Source organism: Pseudobacter ginsenosidimutans, from assembly GCF_007970185.1.
Lineage (GTDB): Bacteria > Bacteroidota > Bacteroidia > Chitinophagales > Chitinophagaceae > Pseudobacter > Pseudobacter ginsenosidimutans.
On record NZ_CP042431.1, the window covers coordinates 2,649,744 to 2,669,033 of the forward strand.

Consider the following 19,290-nt stretch of genomic DNA (forward strand, 5'->3'; position numbering starts at 1 on the left):
AGAAGTTGATACAGCCTTGCTGCATCGGCCAGGTAATTTTATGTGCCTATTAAGATATTACTAAATATACATTGCATGATTTTAAAAACAGAGAATCTCTCTCATCGATATGGTGCCAGCTGGGCTATCCGGGATATCAATATAGAGATTGCAGAGCATGGGATCATTGGTTTGCTTGGCTCCAATGGAGCTGGTAAATCAACTACGATGAATATCATTTGTGGAGTTCTCAACCAAACCGAAGGCAAGGTTAGCATCAATGGTGCTGACATCCGGAAAGAACCGGAGCTGGCTAAACAGCATATAGGATTTCTGCCGCAGACGCCACCTGTATACCTCGATCTTACCGTTGATGAATACCTGACCTACACGGCCGAACTACGTTTAATTCCTGGGAACAGGATCAAAGAGGCAGTAGCTGAGGCTAAAGAAAGGACTGGTATAGCGCACTTCAGTAAGCGCCTGATCAAAAACCTGTCTGGTGGTTATCGCCAGCGTGTAGGCATTTCTCAAGCCATCATTCATAAACCTAAATTGGTAGTAATGGATGAACCTACCAACGGACTAGACCCCAATCAGTTGATCGAAGCAAGGAAACTGATCCGGGAAATTGCACAGGATAGAACCGTATTGCTATCATCCCATATCCTGTCTGAAATTCATCTTTTATGTAAGGAAGTGATCATGATAGAATCGGGCAGGATCATATTCTCAGATTCAATGGATGCTTTCAATAACTATATGCAGCCGCAATCTGTATTGGTCAGTTTTGTGAATCCACCTTCTGTAAATGAATTGAAACAGATTGATGGTGTGAATCAGGTTGAATACATCACAGAGAAGCAGGCCCGTCTGTTCTTCGACGGTGCAGAAGATCTTACTGAAAGGATTATTGCAGCAGGCATGCAGCAAAACTGGCGCATTCGTGAGGTTGGTCTGGAGAAAGGTATGCTCGATGATATTTTCAAACAGTTATCCACCCAATCCAATAAAAACATATAAAAGTAATTCGGATGAAATTGATTCTTAAAATAGCACGTACGGAAATCAGGAACCTTTTCTTTTCTCCGGTAGCCTGGTTTCTTGCCCTCATCTTTATGGTGATATGTGCAATTTATTATGGTGAGACGATTGCCATGATGGCCAATTACCAGGACTCGCTACAGAAAACAAATCCCAATTTCAAGGGGTTTCCTTTTGCCATAACAGGAGGATTGTTTATGAATGTGTCGGAGAATGGATTTATCGGGAATATTTTCTCCAATCTATACCTCTTCATTCCTTTGCTTACCATGGGACTGATCAACCGGGAGTTCAATAGTGGAACGGTAAAGCTATTGTACTCTTCACCTGTGCAACTTAATCAGATTGTGTGGGGGAAATACCTGGCAATCATGGCCTACAATATGTTCTTGCTTACTATCATGCTGATGTTTATGATAGTAGGTGCTTTCAGTATTAAGGACATCGATTATGGACATTTATTGGCCGGGCTGCTGGCATTCTACCTGGTAGTATGTGCGTATACTGCTATTGGCATGTTCATGAGTAGTATCACCAACTACCAGATAGTATCAGCCATCGCTACATTCATACTTTTGTATGCCTTACAAAGAATTGGTGGCCTCTGGCAGAACTATGATTTCGTTCGTGATCTGACCTATTTTATGTCGATCAGTGGCAGAGCGGAAAGAATGGTTGCGGGTTTGGTTACTACACGTGACGTGATGTATTATGTTTTGATCGCTTACATGTTTGTTGCTTTTAGTTATCTCAGTTTGAGGCATGGAAGAGAACTCGTATCAAAATCTGTAAAAGTAGCGAGGTATCTGTTTGTATTTATCACTGTGATGGTGGTAGGCTACCTCAGCTCCAGGCCTGGATATATAGGATATTGGGATGCTACAAGAATTAAAATAAACACGATTAACGAGGTTACGCAGGATATCATCAGGAATATGCAGGAAGAGCCACTCGAGGTAACCCTGTATACCAACCTGTTTGACCCTGGTATGGGTTTTCATAATACAAAGCCGGCTAACCGGAATAAATATATCTGGGGATTCTGGGATCCATACATGCGGTTCAAGCCGAACATGGATTTTAAGTATGTGTTGTATTATGATGTAAAGGATGGAGATAGCGCTGTGTATAGGCAGATGCCCAATATGACACTCGATTCTATTGCTAAGGAATATGCTAAAATGTATGAAGTTAATCTAAACAGATTCCTTCCTCCGGCAGCAATCAGGAAGCAAATCGATTTGAATGCGGAGAATATGCGGGCAGTAATGAAACTTACCTATAAAGGGAAGAGCATTTACCTGAGGACGTATGAAGATGCGAAGTACTGGCCTGACGAGGATCATGTAGCTGCAGCATTGAAAAGGTTGGCTACCGATTCCATTCCTAAAGTGTATGCTTCTGTTGGTAATCTTGAGCGCTCTATCCACAAAAAAGGAGAACGGGAATATAATTTGTTCACTATTGAAAAACTAAGCCGCTCGGCACTGATCAATAATGGCTTTGAAATAGACACCATCAACCTGAACGAAAAGGATGTTCCTGCGGATGCCAACGTGTTGTTACTGGCGGATCCAAAAACAGAACTGAACCAGGCTGTACGGAGTCGTGTGCAGCAATACATGGACAAAGGTGGCAATATGCTGATCAGTGGAGAGCCTGGTAAGCAACATGTTTTAAACCCATTGATCCGGTCTACCGGAACAAGCCTGATGCCAGGCACGCTTGTTCAGATCTCTAAAGATGAAACGCCGGACAAAGTGATGCCCTATATGACTTATGATTATACCTGGCTGATAACTCCTTTTTCAACCAGGATGCAGCAAATCAGGAAAAGTATTGGAAAGGGAGATTCTCTCTATTCACTTAACCCCGGAGCTGCGGGTGTAAGTTATGCAGACAGCGGCTTCAGGATGCACAGGATGTGGGTAACTGCTCCTGAAAGAAAAGTATGGGCAAAAGCAGGTCAGCTTGTAACAGACTCTACAGCGCCCGTATTTACAGCCAGTGAAGGGGATTACCGGCTTGATTCATTCAATGTTGCAGTTGCCCTGGAGAGAAAAGTGGGTGATAAGTCTCAAAGAATTGTACTGACAGGCGATGCGGATTATTTGTCTGCTGTGAGGCACTTCCTACACTTCTCCGGTGAAGATTATTTGAAATGGATGGTACATGAAAGCTATCCTATTTCATTTGATATGAAAGATGTTAAAGATAATCTGCTTACAATCACGCTGACTGCTGCTAGAACCCAAAAGCTGGTATTGGTCTGGATATTGCCAGCGGCGCTATTGATACTGGGCTCACTTATTCTACTCAGACGTAAACGACAATAAGTAATCACCATGTACCTGTTAACCGATGAACAAACGATAGAGGATCTGCGCATCTTCGCCAGACGCGATAGTCAGGGCTTGTTTGATTTGTATAATCATTCACATACCCGTGGCGCAGAAAATGTTTTGAAAGAAATGTTTACGAGACCGCTGTCTGATCAGGAGGAGATCAATCGTCGCAGCTGCATCATCAAGGCATTTTCGTCTATAGATCTGCGTTTTCCTTTTGAACCGGCATTGTTCGATATGGCGGAGAAATATTTATTGGCAGCCGATGAACAAAAGAAACAAGGCAGCCAGCAGGCTGTACTCGGAGAAAAGGAAATTGCCGGAGGCGTATCTTCCCTGATCCAACTGATCCACCAGGTCAAAGCATTTGTGGAATCCAGGGAAGTAGCGGGTATTCAATGGTATTCACCAGAGCGGGATGCCATCATCTCCCTGCTCATCGATACTGCTTTTGAACCAGTGCTGCGCGAGCAGCAACATACCAGGCTTTCCTATGCAGCTATCACAGCCTATGACCTGTTGTTCCGTCAGCGAGAGCGCCATAAGATTGAACAGTTACTGCGTCAGATCTATCAATTGGATGTGTACCTCTCAGTGGCTAAAGTTGCACGCGACAGAAACTTCGTATTCCCGACAGCGTTAGCAAAGGGCAGTAGTACTTTAATATTGAAAGGAGTATATCATCCTGAATTGTCGAAGCCGGTGAGCAATGATTTTTCCATGAATGCAGATCGGAATGTAGTGTTTCTGACCGGGGCGAATATGGCGGGGAAATCCACCTTCCTGCGCGCCGTGAGTACAGCCGTGTATGTAGCGCATATCGGATTTCCCGTAGCGGCAACGGAGATGGAGTTCTCTGTACTCGATGGGATCTATACCACTATCAACCTTCCCGATAACCTGGGAATCGGCGCCAGCCATTTCTATGCTGAAGTGTTGCGGGTGAAAAAAGTAGCCGCAGAATTAGAGGCGAACAAATCGCTGTTCATCATTTTTGATGAAATGTTCCGCGGCACCAATGTGAAGGATGCGCATGAAGGTACGGTTGAGATCACTGTGGCATTTGCGAAGAAAAAGAACAGTATGTTCATCATCTCTTCCCATATTGTGGAAGCAGGAGAACGATTGAAGCAGGAGCCTGGTATCGGTTTTCAATACCTGCCCACTATCATGAAAGGCAGGATGCCTGAATACACATACACGCTGGAGGATGGCATCACGGCAGACCGGCATGGCATGATCATCATCCGTAATGAAGGCATTCTCGATATTCTGAAGAATGGGAAAAAACGCGCTGGAGAATTTGACAGGGCTCAGTCTCTGGCAGCAACCGTCTAAACTAGTAGTATGAGCAGTATACAATTCAATACAGATAAGCAGACAGTAGATGAGCTTAACCTGCTGGGTAAGTTCAGGCAGGGATCAGTGTATCATTTATTCAACCAGGTAAAAACGAGGGGTGCTGAACAATTGCTGGATCAGATGTTTCGTCAACCGCTAACTGATGAAGCAGCCATCAATAAACGAAGTAGTAAATTCAGTTTTTTTCAGCAGTCGGGTTTGAGTTTTCCATTTGATGTACAGCAGATCAATACGATGCGTGAGTACCTGGATGCAGGAACAGGCAGGAGCTATTTTGCTATTGTCAGCAGTATGATCATGCAGAAATTACTCAGCAAGCTCACCCGTGACGAACGTTATAAGAAATCAGTACAGGGAGTGCAGGCTACTATTGTTACTCTTAACCGTTTTTACGGTATGCTGGAAATATTACAGAAACTCAGCAGTCCGCTGGCAAATCGCGTGGATCAACTTTTGCAGGTATTGTCCGACAAACAATTGGAGAGACTGCGGAACACGGATATCTATGCCGACCTGCCGGTGCATACACTGGCGCAGTATGATCATTTATTGAAAACCCGCTTCCAGTCGGCCATGGATCAGTTGTTGCAATTTATCTATGAACTGGACCTGTACATGGCCGTTAGTAGCGTGGCTGCAAAGAAAGGGTTTACATATGCAAAGGCTGTGGCGCCTGGAAAAAATACGCTAAAGGTGACTAACCTGTTTCATCCCTGTATCGACAAGGCGATAGGGAATGATATCATGATGACCCAATCCACAAATGTAATCTTCCTTACCGGCGCCAATATGGCTGGAAAGAGTACGCTCATGAAATCTATCGGCATAGGAATGTATCTGGCGCATATGGGCTTTCCCGTTGCAGCAGCAGCCTTTGAATTTTCAGTGCGTGAGGGAATGTACTCATCTATCAATGTGGCTGATAATATCGGCCTTGGGTACAGTCATTTTTACGCTGAAGTGGTAAGAGTAAAACAAGCTGCTGAAGCAGCAGCCAGTGGCAGACGCTTATTGCTGATGTTTGATGAGCTGTTCAAAGGAACGAATGTAAAAGATGCCTATGATGGTACACTGGCAGTTACTGAAGCATTTGCTGAATACAATGATTGTTTGTTCATTGTTTCTACACATATCATAGAAGTGGGAGAGGCGTTAAAAGGAACATCCAATATATTGTTCCGGTTTATGCCAACGATCATGGACGGGATGAAACCAAAGTATACCTACAAGGTAGAAGAAGGAATTACGGAAGACCGTCAGGGTATGATGATCATCAGGAATGAAGGAATATTGGAGATGCTGGCTTGAGTTGAATCGTTTTCCAATAAACCAGGTATAGCTATGAAAAAAGGGTGTCAAATTATTTTGGCACCCTTTTCGTGTCCGCACGGAGGGACTCGAACCCCCACGGATCGCTCCACCAGATCCTAAGTCTGGCGCGGCTACCAATTACGCCACGTGCGGAAAAATTCCCTAAATTCCATCTTAACAAACCCTCCTAATCGTTTCAGGGACAGCAAATGTAGGAGATTTGACCCAGAACTGGAAAAACAGTTCTTAATTCGTAAATTCGTACGTTATGGCAACCACAGCAGCGATACCGAAGTATAACCTCAATGACGACCAGGAAAAGAAGCTGATCCTGCGTGAATACCGTGCCTTGCTCAGAGCCCTCAAGCCCAAACTCAAGCCCGGCGATAAAGAACTATTACGTCACGCTTTTGAAATGGCCGCCGATGCGCACAAGACCATGCGTCGCAAAAGCGGAGAGCCCTATATCCTCCACCCGCTGGCTGTAGCCCGCATCTGCGTGGAAGAGATCGGCCTCGGCGTTCGCTCTACCATCTGCGCGCTCCTGCACGACACCGTTGAAGATACAGACATCACCCTCGAAGATATAGAACGCGAATTCGGCAGCGAGATCGCCCGCATCGTTGACGGGCTCACCAAGATCTCCACTGTTATCGATGTAAATGCATCGCAACAGGCAGAGAACTTCAAGAAGATCCTGCTCACCCTCACCGATGATCCCCGGGTGATTCTCATCAAGCTCTCCGACCGTCTGCACAATATGCGCACGCTCGATAGCATGAAACGCGAGAAGCAACTCAAGATCGCTTCCGAAACCGTTTACGTGTACGCACCACTCGCACACCGGATGGGACTCTACACCATCAAAACAGAAATGGAAGACCTGAGCATGAAATACCTGGAGCCCGAAGCTTACAGGGAAATTGCCAGGAAGCTCGCCGAAACAAAAAGAGAACGCAGCAGATATATCAACGAATTCATCAAGCCGATCAAGGAAAAACTCGATCTCACCAATTTTGAATTCGAGATCTACGGCCGTCCCAAAAGCATCCACTCCATTTGGAACAAGATGAAGAAGAAAGCCGTTGAGTTTGAAGAAGTGTATGATCTCTTCGCCATTCGTGTGATCCTCAACGTTCCCCAGGAAAAAGAAAAAGAAGCCTGCTGGAAAGTGTATTCCTTCATTACCGATGAATACACACCGGCGCCTGAAAGACTCAGGGACTGGCTCTCCAATCCCAAATCCAACGGATACGAAGCCCTGCATACCACTGTGATGGGCCCGCAGGGAAAATGGGTGGAAGTGCAGATCCGCACCAAGCGCATGAACGAGATCGCGGAGAAAGGCCTTGCCGCCCACTGGAAATACAAGGAAGGAGCAACCGATGAAAGCCGCTTCGATAAATGGTTCCAGCAGATCCGCGAAGTTCTCAACGATAAAGACAACGATAGTATCGACTTCCTCCAGGATTTCAAAACCAGTTTCCTGGCAGAAGAAATATATGTATACACTCCAAAAGGGGATGTGAAAATGTTACCCGTTAACTCCACCGCACTGGATTTCGCTTTCGCGATTCACAGTATGGTGGGATCACAGTGTATCGGCGCCAAGGTGAACCACAAGCTTGTGCCCATTAGTCACAAGCTGCGCAGTGGTGACCAGGTGGAGATCATCACTTCCGCCAAACAAAAACCAAATGACGACTGGCTGAAAATTGTAGTTACTGCAAAAGCCAGGAGCAAGGTCAAGGATGCACTGAAAGAAGAAAAAAGAAAAGTGGCCGATGAAGGCAAATACACCCTTCAGCGGAAACTCGAACATATGGGCGCGGCATTCAATCAGCACAATGCCGATGTGCTCACTGCGTTCTATAAACTTGCATCGCCGCTGGATCTCTACTACCAGATCTCTATCAAAGCCATCGATCTGAAAGAGCTGGCAGACTTCCAGGTATTGGGAGATAAGCTGGAACCCCCCAAGCCCAAACCGGTGGAGCATAAACAGGAGACCAGCACAGCGCCGGCGAAGCACAGCAAGGAAACAGAACTGATCATATTCGGAGAAAGCAGCGATAAGATCGTATACACGCTCGCCAATTGCTGCAAGCCCATTCCTGGTGACGATGTATTCGGTTTTGTAACTACTGGTAAAGGTCTTACCATCCACCGCACCAATTGTCCGAATGCCACCAAGCTGCTCAGCAACTATGGCCATCGTATCGTAAAAACAAAATGGGCCAAGAACAAAGAGATCTCCTTCCTCACCGGTCTCAAGATCGTGGGACTGGATGATGTGGGCGTGATCCATAAGATCACTAACCTCATCTCCGGTGAAATGAAGATCAATATCGCTGCCATGACCATCGAAGCAAAGGATGGTCTCTTTCATGGAAACGTGAGAGTATTTGTTCACGACAAGGAAGAACTGGAAGAACTGGTAGACAGGCTCAAAAAATTACCAGGTATCGAAACAGTGGACAGGTACGATACCGAAGCTTGACAGAAATCAATTTACCTGCTGAACACTTCAGCATTTCATCATCTTTTTATACCTCTTAAATGCACCTTTTTTCAAGGTGCATTTTTTCTTACCTGAGCTGCTGCATACCATGCATGAGCAGAGGACGAATTGATTGCTACCGCTGTCTTTATGTGAACTGTTTTTCAAACTCAATTAAAAACGAAAAGTACACCAACATGAGACATCTGCTCAAACATGCAGTGCTTGCCTTCATTTGTGTAGCGCTACCGGCAGTGCTATTGGCACAGGTCAGCGTAACAGGTACTGTAACGGATGCAAAGAACAATCCGTTGCAAGGCGTATCTGTCAAGGTAAAAAATTCGAATATCGGAACCTCCACGGATGCTTCCGGCAGGTTCTCCCTCACGGTTCCAAAAGCAGGAGCTTCCCTGGAAATCTCTTCCGTGGGTTACAAAACAAAAACATTACAGACCAGTGAGAGCAGTGCCATCAGCATTACGATGGAAGAGGATGCAGGAAGGCTGGATGAAGTGGTGGTAACAGGTTTGGCCACCAGTGTAAAGAGAAGGAATCTCGCCAATGCCGTAGTAAGTATTTCCAGTAAAGAGCTGACCGGAACGGCGCCTGCACAAACCTTCGATGCCGCCCTCAACGGTAAGGTTCCCGGCGCATTGATCAATGCCAACTCCGGTGCGCCGGGTGGTGGTATTTCAGTGAAGCTGCGCGGCGTAACATCTGTTTTCGGCAATACACAACCGCTTTTTGTAGTGGATGGTGTGTTCATCGATAACTCGTCCGTTTCAGGTGCACTAAGTGCTGTTACTGGAGCTGTACCGGGCGCCATCACTTCCACACAGGACAATCCATCCAATCGCGTGTCTGATATCCGTGCGGAGGATATCGAGAATATTGAAATTCTCAAAGGCGCTTCTGCCGCTGCGATCTATGGCTCCAAAGCGGCTGCAGGCGTAGTGATCATCACTACCAAAAGAGGAAAAACAGGAAAAACGAAATTGTCTTTTTCCCAGGACCTGGGTTTCCTGGAAGCTACCAAACTGATCGGACAGCGCGAATGGAATGAAGCAAGGGCTGAATCGCTCGGTGGAAAGGATGAACCGAAAAATGCAGCAGCCCGCGCCGCCAGGAAAGCTGAATATATTGCTGCCCGTGATGCCGGCAAGATCTACGATTATGAAGAAGAAATGTATGGCAGAAAAGGACTCACCCGCAATTCTGTAGTGAGCCTTGTTGGTGGTAACGACAAAACCAGCTTCTATCTTTCCGGTGGCCTGAAAGATGAACAGGGCCTCGTAAAAAGAACAGGATATTCCAGTAAGACAATCAGACTGAATGTTGATCATCGCCTCACTGATAATATCAAGCTCAGCGTTTCTTCCACATATCTCAATACGCATGCAGACCGCGGCTTCTCCAATAATGACAACAATACAGTAACGCATGGCGTAGTATTGCTGAAAACGCCCAACTTCACTGAACTGCATCTGAATGACCTGGGTCTTTATCCCAATAACAGATATGCTTCATCCAATCCTTTGCATACAAGGGAAGTGATGACCAATGCAGAAGATGTGAGCCGCTTCATGACAGGTGTGAACCTGGATGCCATCCTGCAAAAATCACAAACCTCCACTACACGATTTATCGCAAGAGGTGGATTCGATTATTACACGCTCGGAACGAATGCGTTTTTCCCCGCTGATCTCCAGTTTCAGAATGTAGCACAGGGTACTTCTGCCCAGGGCACTACCAGAACACTGAACCATAATATCATTCTTTCTCTCGTCAACAGTTTTACGCCAACTGATAATTTCAGTCTTACCAGCTCTGCAGGTCTGACACAGGAGAATAAGGACTATAACAATATCCTGAATGTAGCCACCAGGCTCGTTGGCGGACAAACGAACATTAACCAGTCGGGAGCATTGACTTCATACCAGTTGCGTGATAAATTCCAGGACAATGGTTTCTTCCTGCAGGAAGAAGCTACCATCATGGATGCGGTTACACTTACAGGTGGTATCCGTCTCGATCGCTCCACCAATAATGGGGACGCTAAAAAACTCTATTTCTATCCCAAGGCCGGCTTATCCTGGAACCTTACGAGAATGAGTTTTTGGAAAGCGGATTTTGTTGATAACCTGAAGATCCGCACTGCATATGGCCAGGCGGGTAACTTCCCTGCATTCGGCAGTAAGTTCACACTGATGTCTATTGCCAATACCGGAGGAAATACCGGTTTGCTGCCTTCCACACTTCGTGGAAGAAAGGATATCGCTCCGGAAAGAACTTCAGAGCTCGAAGCTGGAGTGGATGTAAGTATGTTGGGTGGAAAATTGAACCTCGAGTTCACAGTGTATGAAAAAAGGATCACAGACTTCCTGCTGCAACGTCCATTGCCCGGATCCACCGGTTACTCTTCCGAATTCCTGAATGCCGGCGACCTGCGTAATCGTGGTATGGAAATCAGCTTGAGTGCTCAGCCTGTTTCCAGCAAAGATCTCAAATGGAATACCACTGTAAATTTCTGGCGTAACCGCTCTGAAGTGACCAGGCTGTCGATCCCATCTGTTGTGCTGGGTGCATTCGGAACGGGTCTGGGAACCTTCCAGATCAAAGAAGGAAGACCTGCAACAGAGATCGTGGGCACTATGGGGCCTGCCGGTGTACAAACTGTGGGTGATGCAGAGCCTGACTTTCAGATGAACTTCTGGAATGAACTCACTTTCATGAAGAACTTTTCATTCCGTTTCCTGCTCCACTGGAAAAAAGGTGGACATAATATCAACCTGAGCGAGTATCTCTCAGATCTGGCCGGCACATCAGCCGATTATGACGATGGAGATAAGGGTGGACCTGGCAAAGGCCCGGCCCGTCTGGCAAGAATGGAAGGAAGATTTGCTGACACTTATGTGCAGGAAGCAGGCTATGTGCGTTTGCGTGAAGTGGCATTCTACTATACTTTCAGCAAACTGCCAACATCCGTGATCAAAGGTTTGCGCATTGGTGTATCTGCCAACAACTTCCTGACATTCACAAAATACAGGGGATACGATCCTGAAGTTTCCAACTTCGGCGCCGGCTTCTCCACCAACGTGGATGTTGCGCCATTCCCTGCGTCCAAACGTGCTTCTTTCCATCTTACTGTTGATTTCTAATTGAAAAAAATGAGCATTATGAAAAAATCATTCATCATAAATCTTTCTGCCGGATTGATGCTGACAGGCGTTCTTGCTTCCTGTAACAAGGAGATTGGAAGCCTGAACGGATCCAGTGTGGACGATGTGTCTGCAAATCCGTCGCGTCTTGAATTGAACAATATGGTAGTCGGCTCGGAAGCCGGCATGAGAACACAGATAGGATTGTACCTCGATGCTGTTGGGGTTTTAGGACGTGAAGTGTATCGTTTCTCTGGCGCTGAACCGAGATATACTACAGAGCTGCTGGGTAAGAATGACCTAACGCTTACCAACAACGTTTTCTACCTGAGCAATCCCTGGAATGCGCGATACAGGGTAGTGAAGAATTGCAATATCATTATCGCAGGCGCTACCAGGTCTACACTCATCACAGACAAACAGGAGAAAGGGTATACCGGTTTTGCAAAGACCATCAAAGCCTATCAACTGTTGCTGAACCTGAATTATACTGAAACAAATGGTATCAGGGTGGATGTTGCTGATCCTGACAAGCTCGGGCCATTCCTGTCTTATGATCAATCACTCACTGAAATTGCCAAACTGCTGGATGAAGGGAAAACGGAGATCGCGGAAGGAGAAGCGTTGTATGTGTTGTCTGGCGGCTTCGATAACAAAGGTGGTGGCATGCTCAAATTCAACCGTGCCATTGCTGCGCGTGTAGCGGCTTACAGGAAAGACTGGCCCGGAGTGCTGTCTGCCCTCAGCGAATCATTCTTCAATCTGGATGGCGATTTCGCGGATGGATTCTATCATGTGTTCTCAACTGGTCCGAATGACCAGACGAATCCATCTTATTTCCGTCCCAACAACACTGGTGAAGCCAGGCTCACTCATCCTTCCTTTATCACTGATCTTACTGCTTACAGTGCAGCAGATGACAGGAAAAACAAAGCGAGGCTCCGCACTGCTGCGGAATCTTCCGATGATTTGACGGGCACACACGATCTCGCGTTGTTTGCTTCCAATACCTCACCAATGGCGATCATCCGTCAGGAAGAGCTGATCCTGTTGTATGCAGAAGCAAAAGCAAACCTGGATGAGATCACAGATGCGAAAACAGCCATCGATAAGATCCGCACCAAACATGGGGGTGTAGCTTATGCAGGTGATGATACAAAAGAAGCGCTCATCACTGAAAATCTTTTACAAAGAAGATTCTCGCTGCTGTATGAAGGACATCGCTGGATAGATCTGCGTCGTTACGGAAGATTGGCGGAATTGCCGCTGGATCGTACCAACGATACTGTTTTCGAAAGGATGCCAAAGCCACTTACGGAAGCTCAATAATTTAGATACCTCTTTTATTTGCAGGCCCCGTTTCTGAAAAGAAGCGGGGTTTTTTAATATCTTAGATAATTGATAATTAAACTGCCATTTTTTGCAGTTCAGTATCTGGATTGTACAGTGCAGCATCAGGCTTTGTTTTCTTGTCTGATTATGAGATCCTTTTAAAAACACATTCGATCATCCAAAAACCTTTCCACATGAGACTTTTACATCTGATCAATTCCTGCTAAACACCGGCTTTCTCTCACGTAAAGACTCCCATCTTTCCATAAACCCCTTTCCGTATTCCTGTGCTATCACACGGGCAGCACTGCTATGCCTGCATGTGATCCTTTTTTAAACACATTCAAAAACAAAAGTTACACCAACATGAGACATCTGCTCAAACACGCAGTGCTTGTCATAATTTGTATGGCACTGCCAACGCTGCTACTGGCTCAGGTCAGCGTTACAGGTACAGTAACCGACGCCAGCAATAATCCGTTGCCGGGCGTATCTGTAAGGGTGAAGAATTCAAACATCGGAACTTCCACCGATGTATCGGGAAGATTCTCCATCACTGTTCCTTCCAAAGGAGCCACACTTGAAATTTCTTCTGTAGGTTTTAAAACACGATCCATCCAGGTGTCAGAGAATGCTGCTCCGCTCTCCATCAAAATGGAAGAGGATGCTGGCAGGCTGGATGAAGTAGTGGTCACCGGTCTGGCCACCAGTGTAAAAAGAAGGAACCTTGCCAATGCCATCGCTACTGTGTCCAGCAAAGATCTTGTTGGTACTGCGCCTGCGCAGACATTCGATGCAGCGCTGAATGGTAAAGTGCCCGGCGCGCTTATCAATGCCAACTCCGGCGCACCCGGTGGCGGCATCTCCGTGAAACTGCGCGGCGTTACTTCCATCTTCGGCAACACACAGCCACTCTTTGTGGTGGATGGCGTATTCATCGATAACACTGCTACTCCCGCTGGACTTAACTCCGTTACAGCTGCAGCAAGAGGTGGTAATGCATCCAACCAGGATAATCCTTCCGGTCGTGTTGCTGACCTCCGTTCAGAAGATATCGAGAATATCGAGATACTGAAAGGCGCTTCTGCTGCCGCCATCTATGGGTCGAAAGCTGCTGCCGGTGTGGTGATCATCACCACCAAACGCGGTAAATCAGGAAAAACGAAACTCACGCTTTCACAGGATCTCGGTTTTGTGAAAGTGCGCAAATTACTTGGACAGAGGTCCTGGACGGAAGAACGTGCAGCAGAGCTCGGTGCAGTTGCGCTTGCAGATTTCCAGGAAGCGAAAGCAGCAGGCAGAATGTACGATTATGAAAAAGAGATGTTCGGCGAAACAGGCCTCACGCGCAATACAGGTCTCAGCCTCGTGGGCGGAAACGAAAGGACCAGCTTCTTCCTCTCAGGAGGAATGAAGAATGAAGATGGAATTGTAAAAGGAACAGGTTATGAATACAAAAGCTTACGGGTGAACGTGGACCATCGCATTACTGACAATATCAAAGTGGGTGTGTCCAGTACCTATATCAACTCCGAAGCGGATCGCGGATTGACGAACAACGATAACAACTCAGTGTCCTACGGCGTTGCTCTTTCCGCTACTCCCAATTTTACAGAGCTGCATAAAAATGAACTGGGATATCCCGATAACAAATACACGGCGTCCAATCCCATACAAACAAGAGACCTGGCCAATAACTCTGAAAAAGTGAGCCGCTTCATCACGGGTGTAACCCTGGATGCGATCCTGCAAAAATCAGATGTGTCAACCACCCGATTCATCGGCAGAGGCGGTTTCGATAATTATACTTTGAAGACCAGCGCTTATTTTCCCAATGAGCTGCAGTTCATGCAGACAGCAGAAGGTACATCGGTTCAGGGTTATGCAAAAAGCCTGAACTATAATGTGATCCTTTCGCTGGTAAATAATTTCTCTCCGTCAGACAAATTCAATCTCACATCTTCTGCCGGTGTTACTCAGGAGAATGGTGATTTCGATAATATCCTCAATGTGGCAAGCAAGATGATTGCAGGCCAGCCGAACGTAGACCAGGCCGGCGCCTTGTCGCCAACACAATTGAGGAACCAATTCCAGGACAATGGCATCTTCCTCCAGGAAGAAGCTACACTCATAGATGCCATCACACTCACCGGCGGTGTACGCCTGGACCGCTCTTCGAATAACGGAGACGCCAGCAAATTCTATTTCTATCCCAAAGCAGGTTTGAGTGTGAACCTCACCAGGATGGACTTCTGGAAAAGTCCTTTGTTCGATAACCTGAAACTGCGCGTTGCTTACGGACAGGCAGGTAACTTCCCTGCTTTCGGAAGCCGCTTTGAATTGATGAGCATCTTCAATATTGGTGGTAATGTGGGACTGTATCCGGCTCTTACGCGTGGATCGAAAGACATTGCACCTGAAAGGACTTCCGAACTGGAAGCAGGTTTTGATGCAAGTATCCTGGGTGGAAGAGTGAACCTGGAGTTCACGGTTTATGAAAAACGGATCACGGATTTCCTGCTGCAGCGTGCGCCTGCCGGTTCTTCAGGCTTCTCACAGCAATTCGTGAATGCCGGCAATCTCCGCAACAGGGGAATGGAAGTGAGCCTGAATACCACGCCGGTTTCCAACAGGGATGTACGCTGGAATTCCATCGTGAATTTCTGGTTCAACAGATCCAGGGTTACCAAACTGAATGTAGATCCTGTTGTGCTGGGCGTGTTCGGTACCAGTCTTGGTTCTTTCAAGATCGAAGAAGGCAGGCCGGCAACACAGATAGTTGGCGCAGCAGGTTCCCCTGATAATGTGATACCTATCGGTGATGCAGAGCCGAATTTCCAAATGAACTTCCTCAATGAAATCACTTTCCTGAAGAACTTCTCTTTACGTTTCCTCCTGCACTGGAAGAATGGCGGCGATAATATCAATCTGAGCCAGCTCCTGACTGACCTCAGCCTGACCTCACCGGATTATGATGATGATGGTGGCACCAAAGGCCCCAACCGTGTTGGACGTTTCGGCGACACATATGCTGATGTGTACACGCAATCTGCGTCCTACCTGCGTTTGAGGGAAGTGGGACTCTTTTACAATTTTAGTAAGATGCCCACATCCGTGATCAAGGGATTGCGCATTGGTGTATCCGCCAACAATTTCCTGACCATTACCAATTACGATGGTTATGATCCTGAAGTATCCAACTTCGGTACAGGATTTTCCACCAATGTGGATGTAATGCCTTTCCCCGCATCCAAACGCGCCACTTTCCATCTCACCATCGATTTCTAAAAACAAAAAATGATTATCATGAAAAAATCATTCATCATATATCTCGCTGCAGGAATGTTGGCAACAGGTTTGTTTTCGTCCTGCAAAAAAGAGATCGGCAGTTTGAACGGCCCGGAAATAGAGGACCTCACAACCAATCCTACCAGGTTCCAGTTGAACAACGTGGTGATCGGAACAGAATCAGGAATCCGTACAGCACTTGACTTCTACCTGGATGCAGTAGGAGTGGTGGGCCGCGAAATGTATCGCTTTGCTTCATCAGAACCCCGTTACGTGCAAAGCCTGATGGGTAAGGACGGACAGGGCCTCGACAATAATGCTTTCTATCTTACCAATCCCTGGAATGCCCGCTATCGTGGGGTGAAGGCCTGCAATATTTTGATTGAAGGCGCCACCAATTCAACCAGCATCACTAATGAGCAAAGGAAGGGATACCTGGGCTTTGCCAAAACCATCAAGGCTTACCAGTTGCTGCTGAATCTCAACCTCACTTACAGCAATGGCATCAGAGTGGATGTAGCGGATCCGGATAATCCGGGACCGTTCCTGAATTACGATGAATCGCTGAAAGCTATCTGGGACATGCTCAATGAAGCGGTTACTGATTTCACCGGATCAGTGATAGAGTATACTTTGTCTGAAGGATTCTTTTACGGCACTTCATCTCCGGCAAAGCCCACTGTTGCACAGATGATCCAGTTCAATAGGGCCATAGCCGCCCGGGTAGCATTGTACAGGAAAGATTGGCCCGGTGCTTTGACTGCACTCAATGGAACATTCTTTGATCTCAATGGTGATTTGAAAAAAGGATATTACCATGTGTTCTCCACACGCCCGAGTGATCAGACCAACCTGGCTTTTTTCCGTCAGAATGCCACCGGCGAAGTGAGGGTAGCGCATCCGTCTTATGCTGCCGATATTCTTCCGGGTGATGACCGGCTTGCGAAAGCTCCTTTGAGGACCAATCCTGCATCTGCAGACCAGCCGGCTCTGGTGAGCAATCGCGATGTATTTGTGTATACTTCAAATCTGGCGCCCATTCCCATTATCCGTAATGAGGAAATGATCCTGATCTATGCGGAGGCCAAAATCCGATCCACTTCCTATCCTGATGCGATCGTGGCGCTCAACAGGATCAGGTTGGCCCATAACCTTCCCGTGTATACAGGATTGGCAAATGAGAATGCGTTGATCACGGATCTGTTATACCAGCGCCGCTACTCTCTTTTCTTTGAAGGGCACCGCTGGGTGGATGTTCGCCGGAACGACAGACTGGCTAGTCTGCCCAATGCCAGGGTCGGGGATACCATATTCGATAAATTCCCCATTCCCCTTACAGAAGGCCAATAATTTATTGTTTATCCCCATATTTGCTGCGCCCCGCTCTTTTTACAGAGCAGGGCGCTTTTTTATTTTCCGCTTTTCTGGCATTCGCCTATTTTTGCCCCCGTTTTCCGGAGGCTGTCTCCAGGAAGCTAAACTCACACAAATTCTGTTATGGTTGATGTATTATTAGGCCTTCAATGGGGTGATGAAGGAAAAGGAAAGATCGTAGATTATTTCGCTCCTCAGTATGATATCATTGCACGTTTTCAGGGTGGGCCAAATGCAGGGCACACGCTGTATGTGAACGATAAAAAAGTAGTACTGCACCAGATCCCTTCCGGCATCTTCCATGCAAATACCCTCAACCTCATCGGTAACGGCGTTGTGCTGGATCCCGTGATCTTCAAAAAAGAATGCGATACTGTTGCTCAATTTGGGGTTGACTTCCGCAAAAATCTTTACATCTCCGAAAGGACCCACCTCATCCTCCCTACGCACAGGGCGCTGGATAAAGCCTCTGAGCTGTCTAAAGGCAACGACAAGATCGGATCTACCCTCAAGGGGATCGGACCTGCCTATATGGACAAAACAGGCCGTAACGGTCTCCGCGTAGGCGACCTGCTGGATAAATCCTTCACTACTCAATATATCAAGCTCCGTTTGAAGCATGAGAAAATGCTCAACAGCCTGAATTTCCATGAAGACATCACCGCCTGGGAAGAAGAATTTTTCGAGGCCATCGAATTCCTGAAGACCTTCAAGATCGTGAATGGTGAATACTTCATCAATCAAAAGCTGAGAGAAGGTAAGACCGTTCTGGCTGAAGGAGCTCAGGGCAGCATGCTGGATGTGGACTTTGGCACCTTCCCCTTCGTTACTTCTTCCAACACCATCTCCGCCGGCGTTTGTACCGGTCTGGGCGTGGCTCCTCAAAAGATCAGAGACGTGATTGGAGTAACCAAAGCGTATTGCACACGCGTGGGTAGCGGTCCTTTCCCTACTGAGTTGCACGATGCCACGGGAGAAGAACTCCGCCGTATTGGCAACGAATTCGGCGCAACTACCGGCCGTCCCCGCCGTTGTGGCTGGATAGATCTGGTAGCGCTCGATTTTGCCTGCATGGTGAATGGCGTTACCAAGCTGGTGATGACCAAGGCTGATGTACTTGATGCTTTTGATGAATTGAAAGTATGTACTTCCTATAAGATCAACGATAAATCGGTAAAAGCCGTTCCTTTCCAAATGACCCGCGTGGCTATCGAGCCTGAATACAAGTCGTTCAAGGGATGGAAAACCGATATCACTGCACTGCAATCTGCTGCCGCCTTGCCGGTAGTGATGAAAGACTATGTGACTTTTATCAATGACTATCTTGGAGTTAAAGTTGCCTGGATCTCAAATGGTCCCGGCCGCGATCAATTGATAGAAATTTAGTAGTTTCATAGCATAATCTTATCAGGGTTTTTTAATGATCAGCCGATCAGGTATCCCACTAATGAAATAGTAGTTAAATTATTATTTTTGCCGGTATTTTTTTGTTTGAATTGCATGTGTATCTTAACAGCATATACGTGTGAACAGGCGGGGAAATCCCTGGTGTTTTTACCTTAAAAAAAATTCAAAAAAAGTTTGGCGAATTAAAAAC

Annotated in this window: 10 protein-coding genes and 1 tRNA gene; 10 read left to right on the forward strand and 1 reads right to left on the reverse strand. The window is 46.7% G+C overall.

From position 1 onward, the window contains the following. Window positions 1-75 precede the first annotated feature (75 nt). From FSB84_RS10810 to FSB84_RS10825, 4 genes are read left to right on the forward strand one after another with little or no spacing between them, the layout of a single operon-like run. A complete protein-coding gene (locus FSB84_RS10810; RefSeq protein WP_225980045.1) occupies window positions 76-1,002 on the forward strand; it encodes an ABC transporter ATP-binding protein in 927 nt (308 codons plus the stop codon). Between the two features lie 11 nt (window positions 1,003-1,013). Further along, window positions 1,014-3,359 carry a Gldg family protein gene (locus FSB84_RS10815; RefSeq protein WP_130541544.1) on the forward strand — a complete coding sequence of 782 codons (2,346 nt, stop codon included), beginning with the start codon at window positions 1,014-1,016 and terminating at the stop codon, window positions 3,357-3,359. Window positions 3,360-3,368: 9 nt separating this feature from the next. Next, window positions 3,369-4,706, forward strand: coding sequence for a MutS-related protein (locus FSB84_RS10820; protein WP_130541543.1), 1,338 nt, complete (start codon window positions 3,369-3,371; stop codon window positions 4,704-4,706). A gap of 9 nt (window positions 4,707-4,715) precedes the next feature. Further along, window positions 4,716-6,038 (forward strand): MutS-related protein, encoded by a 1,323-nt coding sequence (locus FSB84_RS10825; protein WP_225980046.1) that lies wholly within the window; start codon window positions 4,716-4,718, stop codon window positions 6,036-6,038. A 74-nt stretch (window positions 6,039-6,112) separates the two neighbouring features. Here the strand turns inward: FSB84_RS10825 and FSB84_RS10830 are convergent. Next, window positions 6,113-6,194: transfer RNA gene (locus FSB84_RS10830), tRNA-Leu, on the reverse strand. A gap of 115 nt (window positions 6,195-6,309) precedes the next feature. Between FSB84_RS10830 and FSB84_RS10835 the strand changes: the two genes are divergently transcribed. The 6 genes from FSB84_RS10835 to FSB84_RS10860 all read left to right on the forward strand — a co-directional run bounded on the left by FSB84_RS10835 (window position 6,310) and on the right by FSB84_RS10860 (window position 19,079). Further along, the gene (locus FSB84_RS10835) at window positions 6,310-8,541 is read left to right on the forward strand and encodes a RelA/SpoT family protein (RefSeq protein WP_130541542.1); all 2,232 of its coding nucleotides are present in this window, start codon (window positions 6,310-6,312) and stop codon (window positions 8,539-8,541) included. A gap of 197 nt (window positions 8,542-8,738) precedes the next feature. Continuing rightward, window positions 8,739-11,699, forward strand: a complete 2,961-nt coding sequence (locus tag FSB84_RS10840) for a SusC/RagA family TonB-linked outer membrane protein (protein ID WP_130541541.1) — start codon at window positions 8,739-8,741, stop codon at window positions 11,697-11,699. Between the two features lie 18 nt (window positions 11,700-11,717). Continuing rightward, window positions 11,718-13,028: a RagB/SusD family nutrient uptake outer membrane protein gene (locus FSB84_RS10845; RefSeq protein WP_225980047.1), complete on the forward strand. Its 1,311-nt coding sequence runs from the start codon at window positions 11,718-11,720 to the stop codon at window positions 13,026-13,028. A gap of 369 nt (window positions 13,029-13,397) precedes the next feature. Then, window positions 13,398-16,319, forward strand: a complete 2,922-nt coding sequence (locus tag FSB84_RS10850) for a SusC/RagA family TonB-linked outer membrane protein (protein ID WP_130541539.1) — start codon at window positions 13,398-13,400, stop codon at window positions 16,317-16,319. Window positions 16,320-16,337: 18 nt separating this feature from the next. Then, the gene (locus FSB84_RS10855) at window positions 16,338-17,669 is read left to right on the forward strand and encodes a RagB/SusD family nutrient uptake outer membrane protein (RefSeq protein ID WP_158643850.1); all 1,332 of its coding nucleotides are present in this window, start codon (window positions 16,338-16,340) and stop codon (window positions 17,667-17,669) included. A 147-nt stretch (window positions 17,670-17,816) separates the two neighbouring features. Then, complete coding sequence (locus FSB84_RS10860) at window positions 17,817-19,079, forward strand: adenylosuccinate synthase (RefSeq protein ID WP_130541537.1); 1,263 nt, start codon at window positions 17,817-17,819, stop codon at window positions 19,077-19,079. Window positions 19,080-19,290: the final 211 nt, after the last annotated feature.

What these genes read in the sequence shown, in the direction of transcription:
- FSB84_RS10810 (WP_225980045.1), top strand. Translation starts at nt 76, where the DNA reads ATGATTTTAAAAACAGAGAATCTCTCTCATCGATATGGTGCCAGCTGG.
- FSB84_RS10815 (WP_130541544.1), top strand. Translation starts at nt 1,014, where the DNA reads ATGAAATTGATTCTTAAAATAGCACGTACGGAAATCAGGAACCTTTTC.
- FSB84_RS10820 (WP_130541543.1), top strand. Translation starts at nt 3,369, where the DNA reads ATGTACCTGTTAACCGATGAACAAACGATAGAGGATCTGCGCATCTTC.
- FSB84_RS10825 (WP_225980046.1), top strand. Translation starts at nt 4,716, where the DNA reads ATGAGCAGTATACAATTCAATACAGATAAGCAGACAGTAGATGAGCTT.
- FSB84_RS10835 (WP_130541542.1), top strand. Translation starts at nt 6,310, where the DNA reads ATGGCAACCACAGCAGCGATACCGAAGTATAACCTCAATGACGACCAG.
- FSB84_RS10840 (WP_130541541.1), top strand. Translation starts at nt 8,739, where the DNA reads ATGAGACATCTGCTCAAACATGCAGTGCTTGCCTTCATTTGTGTAGCG.
- FSB84_RS10845 (WP_225980047.1), top strand. Translation starts at nt 11,718, where the DNA reads ATGAAAAAATCATTCATCATAAATCTTTCTGCCGGATTGATGCTGACA.
- FSB84_RS10850 (WP_130541539.1), top strand. Translation starts at nt 13,398, where the DNA reads ATGAGACATCTGCTCAAACACGCAGTGCTTGTCATAATTTGTATGGCA.
- FSB84_RS10855 (WP_158643850.1), top strand. Translation starts at nt 16,338, where the DNA reads ATGAAAAAATCATTCATCATATATCTCGCTGCAGGAATGTTGGCAACA.
- FSB84_RS10860 (WP_130541537.1), top strand. Translation starts at nt 17,817, where the DNA reads ATGGTTGATGTATTATTAGGCCTTCAATGGGGTGATGAAGGAAAAGGA.